General features: G+C 67.3%; 26 protein-coding genes. 13 read left to right on the forward strand and 13 right to left on the reverse strand.

Annotated features, from left to right (window positions below):
* Positions 1-101: 101 nt before the first annotated feature.
* From F5544_RS37580 to F5544_RS37600, 5 genes are all read right to left on the reverse strand, one after another.
* Positions 102-1,016, reverse strand: coding sequence for a hydroxymethylglutaryl-CoA lyase (locus F5544_RS37580; protein WP_167477556.1), 915 nt, complete (start codon positions 1,014-1,016; stop codon positions 102-104).
* Entirely contained in the window at positions 1,013-1,213 is a 201-nt protein-coding gene (locus F5544_RS37585) for a hypothetical protein (protein ID WP_167477557.1), read from the reverse strand. The genes F5544_RS37580 and F5544_RS37585 overlap by 4 nt, the downstream gene beginning before the upstream one ends.
* Positions 1,210-2,421 carry a CaiB/BaiF CoA transferase family protein gene (locus F5544_RS37590; protein ID WP_167477558.1) on the reverse strand — a complete coding sequence of 404 codons (1,212 nt, stop codon included), beginning with the start codon at positions 2,419-2,421 and terminating at the stop codon, positions 1,210-1,212. Before F5544_RS37590 ends, F5544_RS37585 begins: the two co-directional genes overlap by 4 nt.
* 47 nt (positions 2,422-2,468) lie before the next feature.
* The gene (locus F5544_RS37595) at positions 2,469-3,380 is read right to left on the reverse strand and encodes a TauD/TfdA dioxygenase family protein (RefSeq protein WP_167477559.1); all 912 of its coding nucleotides are present in this window, start codon (positions 3,378-3,380) and stop codon (positions 2,469-2,471) included.
* A gap of 68 nt (positions 3,381-3,448) precedes the next feature.
* Positions 3,449-4,219 carry a deoxyribonuclease IV gene (locus tag F5544_RS37600; RefSeq protein ID WP_167477560.1) on the reverse strand — a complete coding sequence of 257 codons (771 nt, stop codon included), beginning with the start codon at positions 4,217-4,219 and terminating at the stop codon, positions 3,449-3,451.
* A 222-nt stretch (positions 4,220-4,441) separates the two neighbouring features.
* Here F5544_RS37600 and F5544_RS37605 point away from each other — a divergent pair, with 222 nt between their 5' ends.
* Positions 4,442-6,169, forward strand: a complete 1,728-nt coding sequence (locus tag F5544_RS37605) for a serine/threonine protein kinase (RefSeq protein WP_167477561.1) — start codon at positions 4,442-4,444, stop codon at positions 6,167-6,169.
* Here the strand turns inward: F5544_RS37605 and F5544_RS37610 are convergent.
* Together F5544_RS37610 and F5544_RS37615 are read right to left on the reverse strand one after the other, a co-directional pair.
* Positions 6,141-6,977, reverse strand: coding sequence for a GNAT family N-acetyltransferase (locus F5544_RS37610; RefSeq protein WP_167477562.1), 837 nt, complete (start codon positions 6,975-6,977; stop codon positions 6,141-6,143). The two genes, F5544_RS37605 and F5544_RS37610, sit on opposite strands and share 29 nt — an antisense overlap.
* Before the next feature lie 12 nt (positions 6,978-6,989).
* Positions 6,990-7,274 carry a hypothetical protein gene (locus F5544_RS37615; RefSeq protein ID WP_167471244.1) on the reverse strand — a complete coding sequence of 95 codons (285 nt, stop codon included), beginning with the start codon at positions 7,272-7,274 and terminating at the stop codon, positions 6,990-6,992.
* A 248-nt stretch (positions 7,275-7,522) separates the two neighbouring features.
* Between F5544_RS37615 and F5544_RS37620 the strand changes: the two genes are divergently transcribed.
* A complete protein-coding gene (locus F5544_RS37620; protein ID WP_167477563.1) occupies positions 7,523-7,990 on the forward strand; it encodes a hypothetical protein in 468 nt (155 codons plus the stop codon).
* Positions 7,991-8,035: 45 nt separating this feature from the next.
* On the opposite strand, the gene F5544_RS37625 is transcribed toward F5544_RS37620, so the two are convergent.
* Together F5544_RS37625 and F5544_RS37630 are read right to left on the reverse strand one after the other, a co-directional pair.
* Positions 8,036-9,157, reverse strand: coding sequence for an acyl-CoA dehydrogenase family protein (locus F5544_RS37625; protein WP_167477564.1), 1,122 nt, complete (start codon positions 9,155-9,157; stop codon positions 8,036-8,038).
* Positions 9,158-9,166: 9 nt separating this feature from the next.
* Complete coding sequence (locus tag F5544_RS37630; protein WP_167477565.1) at positions 9,167-10,339, reverse strand: acyl-CoA dehydrogenase family protein; 1,173 nt, start codon at positions 10,337-10,339, stop codon at positions 9,167-9,169.
* Between the two features lie 200 nt (positions 10,340-10,539).
* On the opposite strand from F5544_RS37630, the gene F5544_RS37635 reads away from it, so the two are divergent.
* The gene (locus F5544_RS37635) at positions 10,540-11,415 is read left to right on the forward strand and encodes a hypothetical protein (protein WP_167477566.1); all 876 of its coding nucleotides are present in this window, start codon (positions 10,540-10,542) and stop codon (positions 11,413-11,415) included.
* Here F5544_RS37635 and F5544_RS37640 read toward each other — a convergent pair.
* Positions 11,400-12,548 carry an epoxide hydrolase family protein gene (locus tag F5544_RS37640; protein ID WP_167477567.1) on the reverse strand — a complete coding sequence of 383 codons (1,149 nt, stop codon included), beginning with the start codon at positions 12,546-12,548 and terminating at the stop codon, positions 11,400-11,402. The two genes, F5544_RS37635 and F5544_RS37640, sit on opposite strands and share 16 nt — an antisense overlap.
* 63 nt (positions 12,549-12,611) lie before the next feature.
* Here F5544_RS37640 and F5544_RS37645 point away from each other — a divergent pair, with 63 nt between their 5' ends.
* The 4 genes from F5544_RS37645 to F5544_RS47365 all read left to right on the forward strand — a co-directional run bounded on the left by F5544_RS37645 (position 12,612) and on the right by F5544_RS47365 (position 16,051).
* Complete coding sequence (locus tag F5544_RS37645) at positions 12,612-13,595, forward strand: helix-turn-helix transcriptional regulator (RefSeq protein ID WP_167477568.1); 984 nt, start codon at positions 12,612-12,614, stop codon at positions 13,593-13,595.
* A 212-nt stretch (positions 13,596-13,807) separates the two neighbouring features.
* Complete coding sequence (locus F5544_RS37650) at positions 13,808-14,182, forward strand: hypothetical protein (protein ID WP_167477569.1); 375 nt, start codon at positions 13,808-13,810, stop codon at positions 14,180-14,182.
* 148 nt (positions 14,183-14,330) lie between these two features.
* Positions 14,331-14,720, forward strand: a complete 390-nt coding sequence (locus F5544_RS37655; protein ID WP_167477570.1) for a hypothetical protein — start codon at positions 14,331-14,333, stop codon at positions 14,718-14,720.
* A gap of 17 nt (positions 14,721-14,737) precedes the next feature.
* Positions 14,738-16,051, forward strand: a complete 1,314-nt coding sequence (locus tag F5544_RS47365; RefSeq protein WP_194252449.1) for a class I SAM-dependent methyltransferase — start codon at positions 14,738-14,740, stop codon at positions 16,049-16,051.
* Here the strand turns inward: F5544_RS47365 and F5544_RS37670 are convergent.
* Together F5544_RS37670 and F5544_RS37675 are read right to left on the reverse strand one after the other, a co-directional pair.
* Entirely contained in the window at positions 15,996-16,472 is a 477-nt protein-coding gene (locus F5544_RS37670) for a nuclear transport factor 2 family protein (protein ID WP_167477571.1), read from the reverse strand. The two genes, F5544_RS47365 and F5544_RS37670, sit on opposite strands and share 56 nt — an antisense overlap.
* 56 nt (positions 16,473-16,528) lie before the next feature.
* Positions 16,529-17,494, reverse strand: coding sequence for an NAD(P)H-dependent flavin oxidoreductase (locus tag F5544_RS37675; RefSeq protein WP_167477572.1), 966 nt, complete (start codon positions 17,492-17,494; stop codon positions 16,529-16,531).
* A gap of 98 nt (positions 17,495-17,592) precedes the next feature.
* Between F5544_RS37675 and F5544_RS37680 the strand changes: the two genes are divergently transcribed.
* The 6 genes from F5544_RS37680 to F5544_RS37705 are packed head-to-tail and all read left to right on the forward strand — an operon-like array spanning position 17,593 to position 21,343.
* Entirely contained in the window at positions 17,593-18,315 is a 723-nt protein-coding gene (locus F5544_RS37680; protein ID WP_167477573.1) for an alpha/beta hydrolase, read from the forward strand.
* A gap of 32 nt (positions 18,316-18,347) precedes the next feature.
* Complete coding sequence (locus F5544_RS37685) at positions 18,348-18,722, forward strand: hypothetical protein (RefSeq protein ID WP_167477574.1); 375 nt, start codon at positions 18,348-18,350, stop codon at positions 18,720-18,722.
* Entirely contained in the window at positions 18,715-19,593 is an 879-nt protein-coding gene (locus tag F5544_RS37690) for a PPE domain-containing protein (protein WP_167477575.1), read from the forward strand. Before F5544_RS37685 ends, F5544_RS37690 begins: the two co-directional genes overlap by 8 nt.
* Entirely contained in the window at positions 19,590-20,021 is a 432-nt protein-coding gene (locus F5544_RS37695; RefSeq protein WP_167477576.1) for a hypothetical protein, read from the forward strand. The genes F5544_RS37690 and F5544_RS37695 overlap by 4 nt, the downstream gene beginning before the upstream one ends.
* Complete coding sequence (locus tag F5544_RS37700) at positions 20,003-20,773, forward strand: ESX secretion-associated protein EspG (protein WP_238846868.1); 771 nt, start codon at positions 20,003-20,005, stop codon at positions 20,771-20,773. The genes F5544_RS37695 and F5544_RS37700 overlap by 19 nt, the downstream gene beginning before the upstream one ends.
* A gap of 42 nt (positions 20,774-20,815) precedes the next feature.
* The gene (locus tag F5544_RS37705; protein WP_167477577.1) at positions 20,816-21,343 is read left to right on the forward strand and encodes a gamma carbonic anhydrase family protein; all 528 of its coding nucleotides are present in this window, start codon (positions 20,816-20,818) and stop codon (positions 21,341-21,343) included.
* On the opposite strand, the gene F5544_RS37710 is transcribed toward F5544_RS37705, so the two are convergent.
* The gene (locus F5544_RS37710) at positions 21,340-21,963 is read right to left on the reverse strand and encodes a phosphoribosyltransferase (protein WP_167477578.1); all 624 of its coding nucleotides are present in this window, start codon (positions 21,961-21,963) and stop codon (positions 21,340-21,342) included. The genes F5544_RS37705 and F5544_RS37710 overlap by 4 nt on opposite strands.
* Positions 21,964-21,970: the final 7 nt, after the last annotated feature.

Here is a 21,970-nt window from a genome sequence, read left to right on the forward strand (position 1 = left end):
CGTCACACCGTGTTGATCACAGCTAACTCTCAGCCACCGTGAGATTTGGGTCACACCAGGCACTTCTTAACAGGTAGTAAGGCCACCAGCAACCGAAATACTCAATTCCGAACCACCCATTCGAAGGCCTCGGCCTTGGAACGCGCCCCTTCCACCGTCCGCGACCTGTTGGGTTCGCCCAGCTCGGGCAGCAGCTCCTCGGTGAGCTCGACGAGCCCGGCGAGTGTGCTCGGAGTAAACCAGCCCGGCCTGGTCGCGAAAAGTATGTCCTCGCTGGCGGTATTGCCGCTCGCTCCCGGCGCGAACGGGCAGCCGCCCAAACCGCCGAGCGATCCGTCCACCATCGCCGCACCCGCCGCGATGGCGGCCAGCGTATTCGCGACACCCATTCCCCAGGTGTCGTGGCCGTGAAAGACGATGCGCCGCACCGGCGTTCGCTCACGCACCGCCGTCACCAGCGCGATGACCTGCGCCGGATGCGCCTGGCCGAGGGTATCGGCGAGCACGATATCGGTCGCCCCGTCGGCGCGGGAGTCGTTGGCAATGGCCAGCACTCGCTCCGGATCCACCGGACCGTCGAACGGGCAGGTGAAACTCGTTGCCAGACAGAGCTGGATCGCGCCGCCCGCGGCCGTCGCCAACCGGACCGCATCGGGCATGGCGGCCAGGCTCTCCTCGGTGCTACGGCCGATATTGGCCTGGTTGTGCGCATCCGATACCGAGAAGCAGTACTGGAAATTGCGCACACCGGCCGCGGCCGCCCGCTCGACGTGCCGCGGCGTCGCCACCCACACCCAACAGCGTTGCAGCTCTTCGGGTGTCAGTTCGGCGATCAACTCCATGGTGTTGGCCATCGGCGGCACCAGATCGGGCCGCGCCATCGAGCCGATCTCCAACGCGGGCACGCCGAGCGCCAGCAGCCGCCGCACCAGCCGCACCTTGCGCTCGGTCGGCAACACCTTGCCGGTCAATTGCAGTCCGTCGCGCAGGGTTACGTCCCGCAGCAGCGCGCTCAACGGTCCTCCCTGGCCGGGCCCAGCGTCCTGCCCCGCTCGTCACCCGGCTGCGGCGGCACGCACATCACACCGCCCCACGGCTTTTCGTGGCCACCGGCCGGATTCGGGTGCACGGTGGGACGCACATGTCCTGGCGCGCGCACCTCCCAGACGCTGCGCCCGGCCGGCCTGCGCCGCTCCCTGCGATGGCGGATCATCGTGCCTCCAGCGCGTCGATCTCGTTGTCGCTCATACCGAGTAGTCCGGCCAGCACCTCGCGGGTGTGCTCGCCCAGATCCGGTCCGACATTCCGGATGGGCAGCGACTGCCCGCCGATCACCGGAACGATACCGGGAAAGCCGACCGTTTTCGGTTCCGCCGCACCGACATCCACCGAAAATTGCTGAATCATATTGCGCGCCTTGTACTGTTCGTCCGAAACGATATCCGCGGCGGTGTAAATGGGACCGCACGGAATCGCGGCGTCCTCCAGGATTTTCAGCGCTTCGTCGCGGCGGTGCCGAATCGTCCACTCGCCGATCGCGGCATCGAGAAGGTCCCGGTTGCGCCAGCGGCCCGCATTGTCCTTCAGCTCCGGATCGGCCGCCAGGTCCGGCCTGCCGATCACCTCCATATAGCGCTGGAAGATGGCATCGCCGTTGCCGCCGATGATGATGCTGGTGCCGTCGGCGCAGGGGTAGGCGTTACTCGGCGCGATACCCTCCATCCGCCCGCCGACCCGCTCCCGCTTGATGCCGTATGCGAGATAGTCGGGCACCAGCGATTCCATCACCGACAGAATCGCCTCGTTCAAGGCGACGTCGATGATCCGCTCCCGCAACGGAATCGGCTCCGCGGCACGCTCCCGCTGGAACAGCGCCATCACGGTGCCGAACGCCGCGTAGATACCCGCGATGGAATCACCGATGGACACCCCGGTCCGCACCGGCGGCCGATCCGGATCGCCCACCAGCTCGCGCAGTCCACCCACCGCCTCGGCCACCGCGGCGAAACCCGGCCGCTCGGCCAGCGGCCCGGTCTGGCCGTACGCGGAGATCCGGGTGAGCACCAGCCGCGGATTGGCCGCCTGCAAAACCTCCGGCCCGAGCCCCCACTTCTCCAACATCCCCGGCCGGAAGTTCTCCAGCAGCACATCGCTGCGCCGCACCAGCTCGAGCGCCACATCGCGGCCCGCCTCGGTGCGCAGATCGAGGGTGATCGACTTCTTGTTCCGGTTGACGGTGCGGTACAGCATCGAGGTGTCGCCGCCGTAGAGCCGCCAGTTGCGCAGTTCGTCGCCGACCTTCGGTCGCTCCACCTTGATCACCTCGGCGCCGAAGTCACCGAGAATGCGCCCGGCGGTGGGTGCGGCGATGTAATTGCCGAGTTCCAGGACGCGCACACCGTCCAGCGGCCGAATACTCATGCGGACAAGTTTGGACCATGCGCCGTTCGGCGGTCCGGGCGCACACGTTACGAGGCGAGCAGCGAGATCTCCTCGACGATCGAATAGTGCTCGGCATCACCCGTGATGACCGTGCTGGCCCGGCCGTCGACACCGACCGGGATATCGCCCGCCAGGGTGATCCTGGTGAGCTTGCGCGGCTGATCGTCGTAGTCGTCGACGGCGTAATGCTGGGTGGCGCGGTTATCCCAGATCGCGACGTCGCCGGGCGCCCAATTCCAGCGGACGGTGTGCTCCAGCCTGGTCACCCGATCCTGGAACAGGCGGAACAGCGTCTGCGATTCGCCGGTGGACAGCCCGACGAAGTTCCGCACGAAATGTCCTACCAGCAGCGCCTTTTCACCGGTTTCCGGATGCACCCGCACCACCGGATGTTCGGTTTCGAAGTAGCTGGATTCGAATTCGGCGCGGTAGGCCGATTCGTTCGGCCGGACCGGATCGACATGGGTCGCGGCATAGTCGTAGAGGTTGGTGTGCACCGCGCGCAGGCTCTCGGCCAGCTTCTTCAGCGGCTCCGGCAGCGAGTCGTATCCGGCGACGGTCGATGCCCAGGTGGTGGAGCCGCCGTAGGGCGGAAGGTGCACCGCCCGCAGGATGGACGCCTTCGGAATCCGGTCGACGAAGGTGACGTCGGTGTGCCAACTGTTCGCCCGGCCGTGCTGGGAATCGATGGCCAGACTCTTGACCCCGTGCGAGGTGACCGTCGGATGCGGCGTGGTCGGGGTGCCGAGCAATTCGGCGAATTCGTACTGCCCGTCCTCGGTGAGGTGATCCTGTTCACGGAAGAAGATCACCCGGTGGTCGAGCAGCGCGCGCCGGATCACCGCGACGGTCGCCGCGTCCAGATCGCCACCCAGCCGGACATTGTCGACCCGGGCGCCGATATGCGCGCCGAGTTTGGTCACCGTTGCCGCCGTCATCTGCCGAGCACACCACCGAAACCCCAAGGTCCACCATGGTTTCGGTCGGCGTGATCGGAAGAACCGGCTCAGCCGATATGTTCGCGCAGGTAGGCCAGATCCTCTGCGACGCCATCGGCCGGCGTCTCCAGTACCACCGGCGCGCCCGCAGTGCGGCACACCTCGGCGAGCAGTTGCGGATCGATGGTGCCGTCGGCGAAATTGGCGTGCCGGTCGGCGCCCGAATTGAATTCGTCGCGCGAGGAATTCAGGTGCACCAGATCGATCCGGCCGGTGATGGCCTTGATCCGATCGACGACACCGACCAGTTCCTCACCGCCCGCCCAGGCGTGACAGGTGTCGAGACAGAATCCGGCGCCGAATTCGCCGACCGCGTCCCACAGCCGGGCGATCGAATCGAAATGCCGTGCCATGGCGTGATTTCCGCCGGCGGTGTTCTCGATCAGGATGGGCACCGCGAAGCCGCCCTTCTCCTGCTGACGTTCGAACAGCTTGCGCCAGTTGACGATCCCCGCCTCGATCTCCGCATCGGACCGGACGTGCCCGCCGTGCACCACCAGACCGAACGCGCCGAGCTCGGCCGCGGCCTTGGCCTGCTGGGCCACCGCATTGCGCGAGGGCATCCGCAACCGGTTGTTCAGGCTGGCCACATTGATCTGATAGGAGGAGTGCACCACCACATCGATCGGGCTGGCCAGAATTTCCGCGGTCCGCGGATGCGGCTCGGGTTTATCCCAGCTCTGCGGATCGACGACGAACATCTGGATGACATCGGCGCCGAGTTTCTCACCGAAGCCGATCGGATCGCTGTCGAGTCTGACATGAGCACCTATGCGCATGCGGGCCACTCTAATGAGTGGCACCGACAACGCCGGAAAGTAAGGGGTGTTGCGTCCCGGTTGCGGTGCGAGATACATGGGTGAGATCCGCGGGCTCGGGGACCGGCGCAACTGCTATGGTTTCGATGTTTCCGTGGTCGTCGGGTCGCGATCACGCGTTTTCTTTTGCGGTACGCCTGTTCATCGGCGGGTCCCGGTGAAGCGGCGGAAAGTGGGGCAGAAATGCTGGCCAGCGGCGATGTGTTCGCGGGCTATGTCATCGAACGGCAGCTCGGCCGCGGTGGCATGGGTTCGGTATACCTGGCGAAACATCCGCGGCTACCGCGGATGACCGCGCTCAAGCTGCTCAACCGGGAGATGTTCTTCGACAAGGAAATACGGGCGCGGTTCGAACGGGAGGCGGATCTGGTCGCCCAGCTCGATCACCCGAATATCGTCACGGTGTACGACCGCGGGCTCGAGGACGATCAGCTGTGGATCTCGATGCAGTACATCGACGGTATCGACGCCGGTTCGGTGGATCCGCATACGCTGCCGCCCGAACGCGCCGTGCAGATCATCAAGGAGACCGCCGACGCGCTGGACTACGCGCACGGCGTCGGGGTGCTGCACCGCGATGTCAAACCGGCGAACGTACTGCTCGCCCGCTCCGGCGGCGGCCGAGGCGAGCGGGTGTATCTGACCGATTTCGGCATCGCCCGGCTGCGCGATGACACCGGCCACCTGACGCAGACCGGCACCTTCACCGCCACCCTGGCCTATGCCTCGCCGGAGCAGCTCACCGGCGCCACCCTCGATCACCGCTCCGATCAGTACTCGCTGGCCTGTTCGCTGTTCTGGTTGATGACCGGCAACGGGCCGTATCAGGCGACCAATCCGGCGCAGGTCATCCAGGGACATCTGCAGGCCCCGCCGCCCGCACTGAGCAATCACCGCCCCGGTCTGCCATACGCCCTGGACAATGTGCTGGCCAAGGCGATGGCCAAACGCCCGGACGACCGGTTCGCCAACTGCACCGAATTCGCTTTGGCCGCAAGGCAGGCGCTCGGGAACCGCAGCGCGCCCGCCATTCCCGTCGTCGGTCCGCGGCCGGTGACCGGGCCGCCGATTCCCAATCAGCAACCGCCGCAGACGAATCAGCCGCATCCCGCATTCGGGCCGCAGTCCAGCGGATCGAATCCGCTTGTCGGACAGGGCGCTTACCCGCCGCCGACGCTGGTGGCCCAGCCGCACTCGACCAGCCCATACACCAACGGGCCCACCAACTTCCAGCCCCCGGTGCATCGGCCGCCGCAGCAGTTCACACCGCCGCCGCCACCGAAGAAGTCGAACGCGGGCCTGATCATCGCCATCTGCATCGGCGTCATCGTGTTGTTGGTGTTGGTGCTCGCGTTGATCGGCGCACTGTCCGACAGCTCGAGCAATGCCAGCGACAGCGGCTCATCGAGCACGAGCTCCGTTGCGGCACAGTCCACCTCGGGCGTGAAGAGCAGCTCCGGCGCGGCCGATGCCAAAACCATCAGCGCCCAGTTCTCCCGCATGGTGCCCGCGGGCGCCGACGACGGTGTCGGCTTCGACAGCGCCCGCTGCTGGAACACCGACCCGAGCTTCAAACCGTCCACCTTCGACGGTGAGCCGAACTACGGCAGCTGGGCATGGCAGTGGATCTGCTCCGGCGGCAACAACAATGACGATCCGCTCTACCGCTTCGTCATCTACAAGTCCACCGATGACCTGCAATCCGTCCTGAAGGGCTTACCCTCCGGCGCCACCAAGAGCACCGACACCAACGGCGGCAAGACCTACACCAACTACAAGTGGACCGACAGCAAATCCCACCAGATCCTCACGGTCTTCTCCGGCGGCGACAAGGACCGAATCCTGTTCGTATGCCACGACTATTCGTCGCCGGAGGAGCTGCTCAGCTGGTGGAAGAAAGCGCCGCTGTAGGCGAGAACCCGTACCGCACGAATTCGTACGTCGGCTCGAAACCGATTGCGCGATAGATCTTGTTCGAGGTGGGGTTGGCGACGTCCGCGAACAGACAGACCTCGATATCGCCGTCGCGAAGCATCCGCCCGATATGTGCGGTGAGCGCGCTGGCATAACCGTGACCACGCGCATCGGGTGGGGTGTAGACCGGTCCGATGCGCGACCAGCCCTGCGTCGGAAGTTGATGTGCCGCAAAGCTTACCGGCTGGCCGCCGTGCTCCCAGAGCCACCAGCTACCCGCGGCGATCCGGTGCCGGATTCGCTCGGGCGTCAGCGCGGGTGGGGGCATGCCGGTCTCCGCGCGCATCGCGTCGATCCAGTCGGAGCACAGCTCCGTGTCGATATCCGTTGCCGGACGCGGATTCCCGGCGACCGGCGGGATGCGCAAATCCCCCAGCCGGTACAGCAGGTGCGCATAGGACCAGTGGTACTGCTGGCCCGACAGCGCGCACCATCGCTGCGCGAAAAGCGTCGCGAGATCGGTGGTTCCCTCGACTCCATCGCTGTCCGGCACCGCATCGATCAGCGCTTCGGCCACCGCCGGCACACTCGCCGGGGGCAATTGGCCGAGATAGATGTGATAACCCGGCGCACGCATGGCTACGCCGACCACCTCACCGCCGGACCGCACCGACAGCAGATGCATCGGCTCGGCCGCGTTGGCCACGGCACCGGTGATCACGGTGTGCCGCAGTGGATCTCGAAGCAGAAAAGTCTCCGCTTCGGCATGGAACTCCGCGATATCGGTGGTGAGGAAAATGCGCATCGCGAGGGGCGATCAGGTGCTGCTGTGGGTCTCCGCGCGCAGTTTGAGCAGGACCAGGCCTGCGGTGCAGGCGAGAATCAGTCCGGCGACGGTGATTTCGACGTGCAGGCCGGCCAAGCCGAGGCCGGCGCCGACGAGTCCGCCGAGGAAGATCACCCAGCCGACGATGCGCAAGATAAGCGTGGACAGCTTGCGCGCCTGCGGATTCGACACCTGAGGCTGGTTCGCGTTCGACACGGCCGATTCGGCTGTCGCGTTCGCGGCTTCCAGCGGGGTAGTCGAGTAAGCTCCCATCATCTACTCCTCGATGACGCCGTACAGACAAACGTCGCGGCGCGAACCGAGCAACGCGTCCCTCATCTTGGCACTGGCGTCTCATGCGTAACTTTGATCACACACGCTACGACTAGTCCCGGTAGTTCTACTACGACACGTGCCCAAGACACGCCAACGAGATCAATTCGATATCTGAATTGTGGATGTTTAAGTCTGAATCGGGTCGGCCGACTAAGGTGAGCCCCGAAACACACGAGGAGAGTCACCCCATGGAGAGCAGCAGGGCCAGGATCGTCGGTCCGGCTATAGCCGTAGGCGCGGTCTCCGCGGGTTTGATCCTCATCGGCGCCTGTGGCCTCGGCTCGCACGACACCTACGTGCCGCCGCCGCCACTGAAGAACGGCCCAGCGATGGCGGCCGCGCAGGTCAACAGCGATGCCAGTTCCACCGCGCCGAAGGTCATCATCCCGCCCTCCCCCAGCTGGCAGATGGCGCCGAATGCGCCGCGCCTCAACGCCGGGTTCACCGTGCCGCCGTCATCCACCTCGACGGAAACCACGCCGCAGCCGGGTCAGCCGACCGACAGCGACGACCCGACACTCACCGCACCGCCCCGCCCGACCCCGACCTCGGACGAACCGCTCAGCACCACCCGGCCCCGTCCGACAACGACGACGCGACCGCCGCGACCGACCACCCATTCGGCCCCGGCCGACGATTCCGGCGACGACGGATAAGCAAAAGGCGGTGCGGGCCAACAACTCTCCCGCACCGCCCGCCGCTCACAGTTCGGGCAGCGAATAATCCCCCACCCGGTCGCCGAGCACCCGCAGATGCTCCAACGCACCGCCGAGGGTGTGCTCGATCGCGGTGAGCCTGGCCACGTAATGACCGACCGGGTATTCGGCCGTCACGCCGATACCGCCGTGCATCTGGATCGCCTCCTGCCCGATATGCCGTGCGGCACGGCTGATCTGGAGGCGGGCCCGGGACGAGACCACCGCGTCGGCGCTGCCGTCCGCCAGCGTGGCCGTCGCGTACAGGCTCATGCTGCGCGCGAGCTCGAGCGACACATACATGTTCGCGGCCCGCTGGGTGAGGGTCTGGAACTTCGACAGCGTGACGCCGAATTGCTTGCGGGTCTTCAGATATTCGGAGGTCAGCCGCAGCGCCTCCTCCATCGCGCCCACCGCCTCGGCGGCCAGGCTCGCCTGGGCCAGCGCCTCGACGGCCGCCAGCTGCGCGCTCGCATCGGTCGCGGCGCCCAGCAATTCGGCAGGCGCACCGGTGAATTCGAGCTGCGCGCCGCGCTGACCGTCGAGGGTGCGGTACGGCTTGCGGGTCGCGGCCGCCGCGTCGACCAGGAACAGGCCGGTTCCGCCGCCGGGCAGCAGCGCGCTCACCACCAGTTTGTCGGCGCAGTCGCCGTGCGGCACCGGATTCTTCACGCCGGTGAGCGTGTACGAATCACCCTGCGCCACAGCGGCTGTCGTGATATCGGTGGCAGGCCAGCGCAGCCCCGGCTCGGCATGCGCGAAGGCGAGCAGCAGATTGCCCGCCGCCACCTCGGGCAGAATCGCCTGCCGCTGTTCGGCGCTGCCCGCCGCGGCGATCAGGCCGCCGGGGACCAGCACGGCATCCAGGATCGGTTCGGGCGCCAGCCTGCGGCCGACCTCGGCCAGCACGACCATGGTCTCCACCGGTCCCGCGCCGACACCACCGTCCGCCTCGGCGAAACTCAGCCCGAGCACGCCGAGTTCGGCCAGCTGCTGCCAAACTTCACGGCTCCAACCCAGTTCGGTGTCGGTGACCTTCAGCCTGGTCTCCGGATCGTAATTGCGGGCCAGCAGTTCGCGCACCGTGTCGCGCAGCATGACCTGTTCTTCGGTGAGTTCGAAATCCATTGTCGTGCCTCACAATCCAAGGATCGTGGAGGCGATGATGGTGCGCTGCACCTCGCTCGAACCTCCGTAGATGGTCGTCTTGCGATAGTTCAGGTAGCCGGGGCCGGAGCGCTGTGCCCATGCGGGCGAGGCGATCTCGTCCGCACCGACCGGCAGCGCGTCGGGTCCGGCGATGTCGAGGAGCAGTTCGGTGGCGGCCTGCTGCAGCTCCGAGCCGCGCAGCTTCAGCACCGAGGACGCCGGATTCGGTTTGCCGTCGGCGGAATCGGAGATCACGCGCAGCTGGGTGAGCTCCAGTGCGAGCAGTTCGTTCTCCAATTCGGCGACCCTGGCCGCGAAGACCGGATCCGCCAACAGCGTGCCGGACCCCGACTTGACCTGCGCCGCATACTCTTTCGCGACACCGATCTTGACCTTGGTGCGGCCGACGCCGGTGATGCCGGTGCGCTCGTTGCCGAGCAGGAATTTCGCGTACGTCCAGCCCATATTCTCCTGGCCGACAAGCTGATCGGCGGGCACCCGGACGTTCTCGAAGAAGACCTCGTTCACCTCGTAGCCGCCGTCGATCAGCTTGATCGGCCGGATGGTCACGCCCGGCGATTTCACGTCGAACAGCAGGAACGAGATGCCCGCCTGCTTCTTCGGCGCGTTCGGGTCGGTGCGCACCAGGCAGAAGATCCAGTCGGCGTACTGGGCCATGGTGGTCCAGATCTTCTGTCCGTTGACGATGTAGGAGTCGCCGTCGCGCACCGCGGTGGTGCGCAGCGAGGCCAGGTCCGAACCGGCGTCGGGCTCCGAAAAGCCTTGGCACCACCAGATATCCAGGGCCGCGGTGGGCGGGAGGAAGCGCTGCTTGAGTTCCGGCGAGCCGAAGTGCGCGATCACCGGGCCGACCATCTGCGCATTGAACGTCAGCGGCTCGGGCACCGAGGCGAGCTGCATCTCGTCCTGCCAGATGTGGCGCTGCATCGGCGTCCAGTCCTTGCCGCCCCATTCGACGGGCCAGTTGGGGACGGCGAGGCCGTTGTCATTGAGGATTTTGTGGGTGGTGACGATGTCGTCGCGGGACAGCTCACGGCCGTACTTCGCACGCTCGCGGATGTCGGACGGGATCTCGGTCCGGTAGAAGCTGCGCAGCTCGTCTCGGAAGGCCACCTCGTCGGGGGACAGGGCTGTTTTCATACACGACTCCCAGTGTGTCTCGTACGTCCGAGTCCAACCTACCCCTCGGTAATTTGTCACTGTCGCGAGGATCACACAGGTGACGACATCCGGGTGTGGCCAACTCGAGACCTCGCACGGGCGAAAAGTCGGGCGACCTGGTAGCTTCTCGGCAGGCATGGGTCGGCGGCCCCATGGGTGTTCGGTAGCAAGGAGTTACGGTGAACGGCAGGACCATCGCGCACGTCGTGACGGCGGTTACTTCTCTCGGCATCGGCGCGGTTCTGACACTCTCCGGCACGGCCGCGGCCGAACCGGCCCCGCCGACACCACTGGAAAAAGGCCTGACCAAGCTGGCCGAGGACGCGGGACTCGATCCCGGTAAGCAGGCCGGCGTCGCCGCGCTCAACCAGTACACCAAGCTGGTCGATATCGCCGCGCTGCAGAACATCGGCTCGGCCTTCGCGCCGTTCGCTTACGCCGCACCGACTTTCGGCTGCGGCAGCAACGGACCGATCACCACCACCATCGCGGCCGTCACCACCACCGGACCGAATCTGGACGAGGGTTCGGCCCCCGTGCCCGGCACGCTGCGTTTCAGCGCCGCCCCCTCGACTCCCGGGCTGCCGATCTCGTCCGGACTCGTCGTCGGCTGGGTCAACCTGAGCACCGGCGCCAGCGGCATCGACCCGCTCGACGATGTCACCCAATACAACCTGCCGTCGCTGTCCAAAACGGTGAACAGCGGCCCCGGCACCGTGCTCGCCTCGATGTGGGGCACCATCAACTACCCCGGCACGCTCTGCGTGATGACCCCGACCGTCGGCACCTTCTTCGTTCCGGACCTGCCGGTCGAGGTCGTGCCCGCGCCCAGCGCACCGCCGATCGATCCGGACACCAAGAAGCCGCTCGTCCTACCCGGACCCGACGTCCACATCCCGGGCACGCCGACGCCGTCCGCGGCGCCGGCCCAGCCCGCCCCGGCCGCGGCGCAGCCGGAACCGCAGGCCGCCCAGCCCGCACCCGCCGCCGCGCCGAGCCCGAGCAAGGCGCCGTCCGCACCGCCCGCCAGCCTGGTGGGTCAGGCGGGCAACTGAGCCACCTTCGCGAAGAAGGTGCGGATATCGGCGGCGTGCGCGTCGGGAAGTTCCATCGCCACAAAGTGATTGCCGGTATTGCCGGTCGGCCAGTGCGCGATGATGTTGTCCCGCTCGGCAAGTCGGCGCATCAGCGGTGAGCCGCCCCCGTACACGCCCACCGGAACCAGTTTTTGGCCTGCGGGCCAAGCGAATCCGTCGGGGCCGAGGCCGTTGTACATCGGCCAGGACGAGGTCGCCGCGGTATTGGTGAACCAGTAGATGCTGATATTCGTCAGCAGCTGGTCGCGGTCGTAAGCGTCCTCGAGATCGGCTGCCAGCGGCGCGAATTCGTTGAATTTGTGCACCAGCCAGGCCAGCAGGCCGACCGGTGAATCGGTCCAGCCGTGCCCGAAGGTCTGCGGGGCCTGACGCAGCAGCACGTGATGGTTCACCCCGGTCATCCACTGCTGCATGAGATCCCATTCGGCGCGTTCCTCCGGGGTCATCGTCGGCACGTCGGCCGCCGTCGGCATGCCGATGCCCGCGTCGATATGCACGCCCACGATCCGGTCCGGCGCGGCGATCGCCATCTCCTGGACCACGTACGCGCCGAGATCGCCGCCCTGCACGCCGTACCTGCGGTAGCCGAGGCGGTCCATGAGTTGAATCCACATCTCGGCGACCTTGCGCGGGTTCATGCCGAGCTCCCGTGGCCCGGTGGAAAAGCCGAACCCGGGGACCGACGGGATGACGACGTGGAACGCCTGGCCTTCCACCCCGTGTGCACGCGGATTCGCAAGCAGATCAATGGATTTGGTGAATTCAACGAAGGAGTTCGGCCAGCCGTGCGTGAGAATCAGCGGCAGCGCGTCCGGCTCCGCGGACCGCACGTGCACGAAATGCACGTCGAGGCCGCCGATTTCGGTCAGGAACTGCGGAAGTTCGTTCAACGCCGCTTCCTTTGCGCGCCAATCGAATTCGGTGCGCCAGTACTCGGCGAGCTCGCGCAGACAGTCCACCGGGACGCCGCGGTCCCAGCCCTGCCCCGGCAGTTGCGCCGACCAGCGGGCGCGGGCCAGCCGGTCGCGCAGATCGTCGATATCGGCCTGCGGGATCTCGATGCGGAAGGGGCGGATCGCTGTGTTCGTCATGGTTACCACCGTAAAAACCATGTAGGACCATTCATGTCCTAGTTTTCTGAAATTCTGTGACGCATGAACGGAACACCCGCTCGACTGCTGCACCTGCTCTCGCTACTCCAGACCCCGCGCGAATGGCCGGGCAGCGAACTGGCCGAACGGCTCGGCGTCACCGACCGCACCGTCCGGCGCGATATCGATCGGCTCCGTGAACTCGGCTATCCGGTCGAGGCGACAATGGGTGCCGCGGGCGGCTACCGGCTCGTCGCGGGCACCGCCATGCCGCCGCTGCTGGTCGACGACGAGGAGGCCGTCGCCATCGCGGCCGGGTTGCGGATGGCGGCCGGTTCGGCGATCGCCGGGATCGAGGAAGCCTCGGTGCGGGCGTTGACGAAACTGGAGCAGGTGCTGCCGACGAAGCTGCGGCGGCGGGTCCGGGTGCTCGGCGCGGCGACGGTCGCGGCCGGATCGGATGGTTCCGTCGTCGATCCCGAGGTGTTGGTCGCCTTGGCGGCGACCGTAACCAACAGGGAGCGAGCGCGTTTCGGATATCTGTCGGGCTCGGGAGCCGAAAGTCGGCGCAATGTGGAGCCGGTTGGGCTGGTCTGCGCTCGAAGACGTTGGTATCTGGTGTGTTTCGATATCGACCGGCAGGATTGGCGGGCATTTCGGGTCGACCGGATTTCGGGGGTGCAGGCTACCGGTGCGCGCTTCGTTCCCCGGGAGTTGCCCGCGGCGGACGCGGCGGCGTTTGTCAGTGGGGCACGCAATGATTGGGGAACGAAAATGGTGCGTGTTCGGGTATTCATTCACGCGCCGGTCGGGCAGGTTGCGGGACGGTTGGGTGACCGGGAAGGGGATATTGTCGCGGTCGATGACGGGATTTGTTTGTTGGATGGTCGGCGGGACGATTCGATGGAGTGGTTGGCTCATCGGTTGATCGGGTTGGGGGTTGGGTTCGAGGTGGTGGGGCCCGGGGAGCTTATTGCGGAGTTGCGGAAGATTCGGGGGCGGGTCGATTCGGCGATTTCCGGTCGCGGCGATAACAAGAACTTGTGATTGACCAAGAGGGGGCTCACGGTGACATTCAACTGATGACGTTCAATGCGCTGTCACCACGCGCGGCGGCACGGCCGATTCGAATCGGAATCGCCCTGGCGTCACTGGGATTGGCCGCCGGATGTGGATCCGGCACGCACTCCGATTCCGCGCCTGCCACATCGACGACGAGCACGTCGCTCGCGCCCGCCCCTACCGAATCAATGCCCGATATGTCAGCGAACGCCCCTGGCTACAAGACCGGCTACGGCATCACCTTCAAGTCTCCGAGCGGAAAGTTCATGTGCGGCATCGTCGACGATCATGTGGGCTGCAACGGACGGTTCCCGCAGAACGTCCCGTTGGCCCATAGTTGCGGGGGCCGGATGAGCAGACCCAATACGATCTCCGTATCGCGCGGAGCCAAGGCCGAATTCGTCAACGCCTGTTCGCCTGCGGCCGGTGACGATTCGAAGGTCCTGCCCTACAACATCGTCCTGCGCGTCGCCCACACGCAGTGCGTGATTCACGAACAGACCGGCGTCAGCTGCGACACCGGCGATGGGCACGGATTCACCGTGTCCGATACCGCGTACACGTTGAAGTAAGGGACAACTATCACCGCAAACCTTTTCGCCGTCACCGTCGACTGTCCGGACCCGATCCGGCTGGCTCGGTTCTAGCCCCACCGAAGAACCCAACTGACCCAGCGGGAATCCGGTCGACCGCACCGACGCGCGCTGTCAGGATGACGGTATGACGAGTTTGGGGGCCGTATTCCGTCCACAGAATCCGCCGGAACTGCTGCGCGAGGTCGTGCAGGTGGCGGATTCGACGGGCCTGGAACTGGTCGAGAAGGGCCGGGCCGCAAGCGAATACCGCGGAGAGTTCTCGTTCGTCGTCCAACTGTTGACCGCCACCGGCCCCGACGCGACCGACCGCGTGACGACCGAATTGCGGCGGATGGGTCATGACACCATCGATGGTCTCAGCGCCGTCGGTGATGCGCACGCGGTCGCCGATGCGGTCGCCCGGTGGGTGCAGGCGGGTGCCGATACCGTGGTCCTCGAACCGACGCCGGACGAACCGGACCCGGCCGGATTCGTTCGGTTCGCCGGCGAGCAGGTTCGGCCGCTCATCGCATAACCTCGGGAGGGGAACCCATGACCTATCGCACCTTCGGCACCGACTGGCAGCGCCAATTGCCAAAGGACACAGCGGAGATCGTTACCCAGGCACTGGCCTTCGCGGAACGCGCGCACGGCGCGCAAACCCGGCCCGCCGGTGAACCGTATGTGGAGCATCTGCGCGAGGCGGTCGCGGTGCTGGTGGACGGCGTAGGCCGGACCGAACCGGACCTGCTGGTGGCGGCGGTCCTGCACGACGTGGTCGAGGACACCCCGGTGACCCTGGCCGAGGTCCGCGCCGAATTCGGCGATGCCCCAGCGGAACTCGTGTACTGGGTGACGCGCGATCCGGCGCAGGAGAAGTCCGCCTATCTGAAGCGGTTCGCCGCCGCGCCCGATGACGCGGTGCTGGTCAAACTGGCCGACCGGCTGAGCAATGTCCAACGCCTGCACACCCATCCGCGCCCGGCCAAGCGTGCCGCGTATTTCGCCGAAACGGTGGAGTTCATCCTGCCGCTCGCGGCGCGGCACCCATGGTTCGCCGACTGGTTCGCGCAGTGGCGCACCGCGATGGAAGCCCGCTTGGCCCAAGCTGATTCGTTCGGAGAAGCGGCCGCCGCGTATGCCAAGGCGCGGCCGTCGTACCCGAATGAGGCCGTCCGATGGCTGATCCCGCCGAAGGCCGGTCTGGTGCTGGATCTCGGCGCGGGGACCGGCCAGCTGACGCGCGCGGTGCTGGCGGCCGGATTCGATGTGGTCGCGGTCGAACCGTCGGCGGGTATGCGCGCGGAACTCCGGCGCGCGCACCCGAACGTACCGATCCATGCCGGTACCGCCGAACGAATTCCGCTGCCGGACAACGCGGTAGATGCCGTCGTGGTCGGACAGGCCTGGCACTGGGTGGATGTCGCCGTCGCGGTTCCGGAGATCGCCCGGATCCTGCGCCCCGGTGGACAACTCGGCCTGGTCTGGAACATCCGCGACGAGCGCCACGATTGGGTCGCCGAACTGGGCCGGATCATGCACCGAGGCATAGAACAGGACATGGGCAGCGAAAACCCCCGCGTCGGTGCGCCTTTCACACCGATCGAACGACGCGACTTCGAATGGACCTACCACCTGTCCCGCGCCGACCTACTCGACCTGGTGGCCTCGCGCAGCTACGTCATCACCATGGAACCCCAACAGCGCGAACAGGTCCTGGCCGAGGTAACGGAACTCCTGCACACCCACCCAGACCTGAAAGGCCGGGACACGCTGGAACTCCCCTACCGCACCCGCTGCTCGCGCACCGTCACAGATCTTTCCGTGGATCGACCTGAACCGGCGTCGCCCCGGTGCGCCAGGTGATCCGGAGCGACAGCTCGCGCAGTCGCCAGCCTTCGCCGGTGCGCACGGCCTGTCCCTCGAATACTCCGCCCGCCATGAAGTGTGATTCGAGCGCGACAGCGTCGGTGTAATCCTCGGTCCAGAGGTGCATCGCGGTCATGTTGGCACGCAATCGCGCCGTGTCACCGTCGATTTCGATGAGCTGATCGGTGATCGCATGATGGGTCGCCCGGAAGAGGGTAAAAGCCCGGCTCTGGCGCTCGGTGATCTCCGCCCGGCCCACCAGCGCGTCGCCGAGCGGATTCACCAACCTGCCGTCGACGGCGAACGTCGCGTCCACCAACTCCCGATCCAATTTCTTGTCGTCGATCGCACCGTAGTACCGGCTGAGCAGTTCACCGATCTGCGCGCGATCGACCAAATCCGTTGCGGTTACTGTCATGTCGACCAAGATCGGGCACCGGACTTGCATGGCGCTTGCGTCGCGGTTGCTCCGGGCTACTCGACGCGAAACCCGTTGACCCGGGCCAGGATCCGTTCCGCCTCGGCCGCGATCGAATGCACGATCTCGTCCGCGTGCGCCACCGCGGTGATCAGACCGAGCGCCTGACCCGCCCAGATCGGCATGGCGTCCGGGTCCTCCCGGTCGATGGCCGCGCGCAGCTCGGCGAGTGTCGCGGTGTCGGCGCGGAGTTCGTCCTCGCGGTGTTGCCAGCGGTCGATGACGGTGTTACGCAGGGTGCGGGCGGGATAGCGATCGGGCCACGCGGAGCCGCGGGCGATATCGAGGACGGTGTTGCGTTCGGTGTCGGCGCCGTGCGCGTCGAGCAGCGCCTTGGTCACCTCGGCGGTCACCACCGCCTCGAAGCTGGCCTCGAACCGGGTGCCGATGACCGCCCCCGCGGCGCCGAGCGCGAGCACGGCGGCCAGACCGCGCCCGTCGGCGATCCCGCCCGCGGCGAGCACCGGAACACCGGCGGCGAGATCGACCACCGACGGCACGAAGGACAGGGTGCCGATGGCTTTGCGGCCGACATGCCCGCCCGCGTCGCCGCCCTGCGCGACGAGCAGATCCGCGCCGACGTCGAGCGCGCGCCTGGCCTCGTCCAGGTCGGTGACCTGGATGATCAGCTTCGCACCCGCAGCGTGGACGGCCTCGGCGTACGGGCTCGGATCGCCGAAGGACAGCATGATGGCGGTGGGCCGGGACTCGAGGGCCGTCGCCACCGTCGGCATATCCAGCCCCCACGTGAGAAAGCCCACACCCCAAGGCTTTTCGGTGTTGATCAAACCGAGTTCGTGTTCCAGGAAGTCCCGGTCGGCGCTGGTGCCCGCGCCGATCATGCCGAGACCGCCCGCCTCGGCGACGGCACTGGCCAGCGCGCCGCCCGCGACGCCGCCCATCGGGGCGCAGGCGATCGGGTGCCGCAGCGCGAGCAATTCGGTGAAGTCCGTTCGCAACATCCATCGAGCATAGGAGGTGCGCAACCCGACCCGTCGGTAACAGAATCGGAAATTACATGAAGTCCCCTGTTACACACACTCTTTGGCAAGATCCGGGGATGCTCTACTTCGACGGCGCTCGCGGCCGTATGCACTATCGGCGCTGGCCGGTCGAGAACAACCTGGCAGTCGTGGTTCTCCTGCCCGGTCTCGGCCAGCACAGCAGCCACTATCACCGGTTCGCGCGCACGCTCACCGGTGCCGAAATCGAAATGTGGGCCCTGGATACTGCGGGCCATGGACTGAGCGAGGGCGATCCGAACAATCCGGGCACCCTCGCCGAACTGGTGGCCGACGCGCTACATCTGGTGGAACTGGCCCGGCTGGCGAATCCGGGCCGCCCGCTGATCCTGATGGGTCATTCGCTGGGCGCGGTCACCGCGCTCGGACTGCTCGGCGCCGCCGTCCCGGATCGGGCGAGCGCGACGGATCTACGCGCGGTGGAGGGCAAGTATCCGGTGCACCCGAGCATCCCGCCGGATACGGTCGCGGGGCTGGTGCTGTCCGGCGTGCCGAAGCGCGCGCTCGGCGGCGGTGTCCCCGGGGCGCCCGGCACGCCGCTGCCGCGCAGCCTGCCGATCCTGGCGGTGCACGGCGCGGAGGACCGTCGCGCACCGATTGATGCGATGAAGGTCTGGACTCGGCGGCATGATTGGGTAAGTTTTCTGGAGTACGCCGACGCCGGGCACGATCTGCTGCACGAACCGGTGCATGCGCGGGTCGCCGCCGACATCGCGGAGTGGATGCGGGGCACGGTCGTGGGGTTGGCTCGACACCCGTGAACTGAGCACGAATCGGAGAAGGGGGACGGCAGGTGCAGACGAACGATGTTGCCGCACTGAACAAGGCGGTCGACGATGGCCAGCTGTGGATCGACGGCGTGCTGGTCGCCGATGGTGCGCACGAGCGCTGCGCCACCCGCTACGAACAGCTCGCGGATCGGGTCGAGGCCCAGATCCGCGTGCTGAGCGGGGCGACATCCCTACCCGGTTTCGGCGGTTTCGCCTCGGGTGACGCGCTGCGCGGCGGCTTCGAATCGAAGGCTGACAGCGCGATAACGCATCTGCGCGATTACGCCGATGCCGCGCGGGCGCTGGCCCAGACGTTCCGCGCGGCGGCGGCCGCGTACGACCGGGCCGACGGTCAGCTGGCGAGCGCGGTCAAGGCGACGGGAGCCGACAATGCGTAAATTGCCGCGCACCAAGGAGCGGGGAACGAACCAGTTCGTGGATCCGGAGTACGCGCCGACCGTCGAGGAGTTCGACAACCTGTCGCACGCGGAGATCCACAAGAAGGTGCAGCTGATGGATCCGTCGGTGCTCACCGCGGGTCAGCAGGCCTGGCACGGATCCGCCACCGGGCTGGCCGAGGCGGTGACGGACGCGCACACCGAGATCCGGTCGGCGATCGCCGACGGCTGGCGCGGGGCCGCCGCGGAGAAGGCGGTTGCCGCCGTGCGTTCGTTCGAGGAGAGCGGCCAGCGACTTGCCGATGTGATGGCGACGGTCGCGCAGCGGCTCGGCCAGGCGGGCGATGCCGCGGAGGCGCTGCGTGCCGCGGTGCCGCAGCCGCACTCGGCCCGCCCGGATCTGTCGGCGGCCCTGCTGAATCCGTCCGCGGCGACGGCCAACGCGGGCATCCAGAAGTCCGCCGAGAGCGCCCGCCAGGATGTGGTGCGGGCGATGGACACCATCTACGCGTCGGCGTTCATCCCGACCGGCACCGGGGTGCCCGCTTTCGCGGACGAGACGCTGAGCCCGGCGGGCCAGCCGTCGACCGGCGAGAAGCGCACGATCGCGGAAAATCCCGCGACGCAAACGGTTTCGCTGATCTCCGGCACACAGCCCGGCGAAACGCCGGTGGTCGCCGCACCCGAACCGCAGGCCGATCGGCCCGCGACGGTTACCGCGACACAACCCACCGCGACCACCGAAACCACCCCGCGTCAGCCGCTTCGGCGATCGATCCGGCGCGCCCGGCAGCCGCCGACCCGGCGACCGTTCCGGCCACGGCCCGAACCGCGCCCTCCACCTCGACGGTTCCCACCACCGTCGCCATGACCGAAACCGTTGCCCCACAACCGGTTTCATCCACCGGACCGAGCGCCGCGACGCCCACCGAAGCGCAACCGGCATTCACCGCGACCCGCGCCACGAGCACCTCTGCCGACGAGAAGCGCAAACGCGATGAGCGGCAACGGGATTCGGATTCCAACTCGACCACCGATACGGTCACCGGTGTCGGCGCGGGCGCCGTCGGCGGCCTGATGGGCGGCGCGTTCGCCGCCTCAGAGGCACCGCCACGTTCCGGCCCGAGCGTCGCCGCCACCGCGGCGCGGGCCGCCCGCGCGGAGGACGAGGACGACGAACTGCACTGGATCGACGACGATCTCGACTATCTCGAACCCGCCGACGAGAGCACCGAACTGATCGGCGCGCTGGATCCCACCACGCCGCCGGTGCTAGGTGAGTGGACCGAACTGGAGTGAACTGGACCTTCACCCCGGATCAGTTCGCGCTGGCCTGGGCCCGCACCGATGGCGACCGCATCCCGTATCCGCTCGCCGTCCGGCGGTCCGCACGCGACACCGCCGAGCGCGAGGCACAACTGCCCGAACTCAACGCGTGGTGCGACGAAGTGGTCGACGCGGATGTCGAAGCCGCGCTACGGGTTCTCGCCAAACCGACCGTATGCGTCGAGGTATTCGGCGAGCGCGGCGCCGAATCGGAGGTGCGCCCCGTCCGCGTGCTCGGTGCGGCGGCGGGCAATATCGCGGTGGTCGCCGCCCAGCGCCCCGGCACCGAGCCCGATCGCGGCGGCGAGGTGCGGCTGTATGTCGGCGGCGCGAAAACCCTTCCGGCCCGGGTTGTTTCGACGCTGCCGGAGAATGTGCCCGGCGGCACCGAACGGTTGACCGCGCCGCTGGCGAAGGTCAACGAGGACAGCCGCGACCTGGTGACGGTTCCGGTGTCCGGGCCGACGGTTTCGGCGCGCATCCGCAGGCTGCTCAAACAGCCGCGCGACGGGATCGGGCAGCTGGTGGTCTCGGTGCGCCGCGATGACGAACTGCGCCCGTTCGGCGTGCTGTGCTGGATCGATGTGGCGGGCGACGGCCGCTACGCGGTGCGCACCGGCGCCGACGTCGACGTCACCCCGGTCGGCGCGGAGGCGTTCACCGCCGTGCTGCGGCCGATGGTGACGGCGGCGGCGCGCAGCGTCCAATACGCCGAGCAGTGGTAATTCGCGAACCCCAAACCCACTGATCGCCGTTACGGTGGACGCGTGCCCCTATATGAGTTCGAAGGCAAACGCCCGCAAGTGGATCCGACCGCATTCATCGCGCCCAACGCGACGCTGATCGGCGATGTCCGCGTCGAGGCGGGCGCGTCCGTCTGGTATGGCGCGGTGCTGCGCGCGGATCTGGCCCCCATCATCATCCGGGAAAGGGCGAACGTGCAGGACAATTCGGTGCTGCACGTGCCGCCGGACGGCCCGATCGAGATCGGTGCCGGCGCCACCGTCGCGCACAGCGTCGTCGTGCACGGCGCCACCGTCGGCCCGGAATCCATTGTGGGGAACGGAAGTACGGTGCTCGACGGGGCGAAGATCGGCGCGGGCAGCATGCTCGCCGCGCATTCGCTCGTGCAGCCGGGTGCGGTGATCCCCGATGGCGTGCTGGCGGCGGGCTCCCCCGCGACCGTGAAAAAGACGTTGGAGCCGGGCAGTTCGGCGCTGCGCTGGGTGCAGACCAACACCGATTTCTATGCCGCACTCGCGCAGCGGCACCGCACGGGCCTCATCGAGCTTTAAGCGAGCAGCGCGCGCACCTCGTCGTCGTCGAGTTGGTGAAAGTCGCGATACGCCATGCCGACTCCGCCGAGCGAGCGCGGCACCAGCGGGCAGACCAATTCGTCCGCCTCCACCGAAACCCGTTGCAGCGCTTCGGCCGACGAGACCGGCACCGCGACTACCAACCGTTGCGGCCGCTGTGCCCGCGCGACCCGGCAGGCCACCGAGACGGTCGCGCCGGTCGCCATGCCGTCGTCGACGATCACCGTGGTGCGGCCGGCGATGGAGAGGGGTTTGGCATCGCCGCGCAGCACCTCCCGCCGCCGCTCGAGCTCCAGCATTTCGGCCTGTTCGATCTCGGCGAATTCCTCCGGCGTTACGTCGATGTGCGCCAACACATCCGGGTTGAGCACCTGGACCCCGCCCTCACCGATCGCGCCCATCGCGAGCTCCGGCTGCCACGGCACACCGAGCTTGCGCACCAGCAGGATGTCGAGATCGCCGCCGATCACTTCGCGCACCCCGGCCGCCACCGGAACCCCGCCGCGCGGTAATCCGAGCACCAGCGGAATCGCCGCGCGCAGGTGTTCGAGTTCACTACCAAGCGCACGCCCGGCGGACACCCGATCGGTGTAGATCATCCATTCG

It is taken from the genome of Nocardia arthritidis (assembly GCF_011801145.1).
Taxonomy (GTDB): Bacteria; Actinomycetota; Actinomycetes; order Mycobacteriales; family Mycobacteriaceae; genus Nocardia; species Nocardia arthritidis_A.

Excerpts from the sequence above, each read along its gene's own strand:
- F5544_RS37585 (WP_167477557.1), bottom strand. The coding sequence starts at position 1,213 with ATGATCCGCCATCGCAGGGAGCGGCGCAGGCCGGCCGGGCGCAGCGTC.
- F5544_RS37590 (WP_167477558.1), bottom strand. The coding sequence starts at position 2,421 with ATGAGTATTCGGCCGCTGGACGGTGTGCGCGTCCTGGAACTCGGCAAT.
- F5544_RS37595 (WP_167477559.1), bottom strand. The coding sequence starts at position 3,380 with ATGACGGCGGCAACGGTGACCAAACTCGGCGCGCATATCGGCGCCCGG.
- F5544_RS37600 (WP_167477560.1), bottom strand. The coding sequence starts at position 4,219 with ATGCGCATAGGTGCTCATGTCAGACTCGACAGCGATCCGATCGGCTTC.
- F5544_RS37605 (WP_167477561.1), top strand. The coding sequence starts at position 4,442 with ATGCTGGCCAGCGGCGATGTGTTCGCGGGCTATGTCATCGAACGGCAG.
- F5544_RS37610 (WP_167477562.1), bottom strand. The coding sequence starts at position 6,977 with ATGCGCATTTTCCTCACCACCGATATCGCGGAGTTCCATGCCGAAGCG.
- F5544_RS37615 (WP_167471244.1), bottom strand. The coding sequence starts at position 7,274 with ATGATGGGAGCTTACTCGACTACCCCGCTGGAAGCCGCGAACGCGACA.
- F5544_RS37620 (WP_167477563.1), top strand. The coding sequence starts at position 7,523 with ATGGAGAGCAGCAGGGCCAGGATCGTCGGTCCGGCTATAGCCGTAGGC.
- F5544_RS37625 (WP_167477564.1), bottom strand. The coding sequence starts at position 9,157 with ATGGATTTCGAACTCACCGAAGAACAGGTCATGCTGCGCGACACGGTG.
- F5544_RS37630 (WP_167477565.1), bottom strand. The coding sequence starts at position 10,339 with ATGAAAACAGCCCTGTCCCCCGACGAGGTGGCCTTCCGAGACGAGCTG.
- F5544_RS37640 (WP_167477567.1), bottom strand. The coding sequence starts at position 12,548 with ATGACGAACACAGCGATCCGCCCCTTCCGCATCGAGATCCCGCAGGCC.
- F5544_RS37645 (WP_167477568.1), top strand. The coding sequence starts at position 12,612 with ATGAACGGAACACCCGCTCGACTGCTGCACCTGCTCTCGCTACTCCAG.
- F5544_RS37650 (WP_167477569.1), top strand. The coding sequence starts at position 13,808 with ATGTCAGCGAACGCCCCTGGCTACAAGACCGGCTACGGCATCACCTTC.
- F5544_RS37655 (WP_167477570.1), top strand. The coding sequence starts at position 14,331 with ATGACGAGTTTGGGGGCCGTATTCCGTCCACAGAATCCGCCGGAACTG.
- F5544_RS47365 (WP_194252449.1), top strand. The coding sequence starts at position 14,738 with ATGACCTATCGCACCTTCGGCACCGACTGGCAGCGCCAATTGCCAAAG.
- F5544_RS37670 (WP_167477571.1), bottom strand. The coding sequence starts at position 16,472 with ATGACAGTAACCGCAACGGATTTGGTCGATCGCGCGCAGATCGGTGAA.
- F5544_RS37675 (WP_167477572.1), bottom strand. The coding sequence starts at position 17,494 with ATGTTGCGAACGGACTTCACCGAATTGCTCGCGCTGCGGCACCCGATC.
- F5544_RS37680 (WP_167477573.1), top strand. The coding sequence starts at position 17,593 with ATGCTCTACTTCGACGGCGCTCGCGGCCGTATGCACTATCGGCGCTGG.
- F5544_RS37690 (WP_167477575.1), top strand. The coding sequence starts at position 18,715 with ATGCGTAAATTGCCGCGCACCAAGGAGCGGGGAACGAACCAGTTCGTG.
- F5544_RS37695 (WP_167477576.1), top strand. The coding sequence starts at position 19,590 with ATGACCGAAACCGTTGCCCCACAACCGGTTTCATCCACCGGACCGAGC.
- F5544_RS37710 (WP_167477578.1), bottom strand. The coding sequence starts at position 21,963 with ATGATCTACACCGATCGGGTGTCCGCCGGGCGTGCGCTTGGTAGTGAA.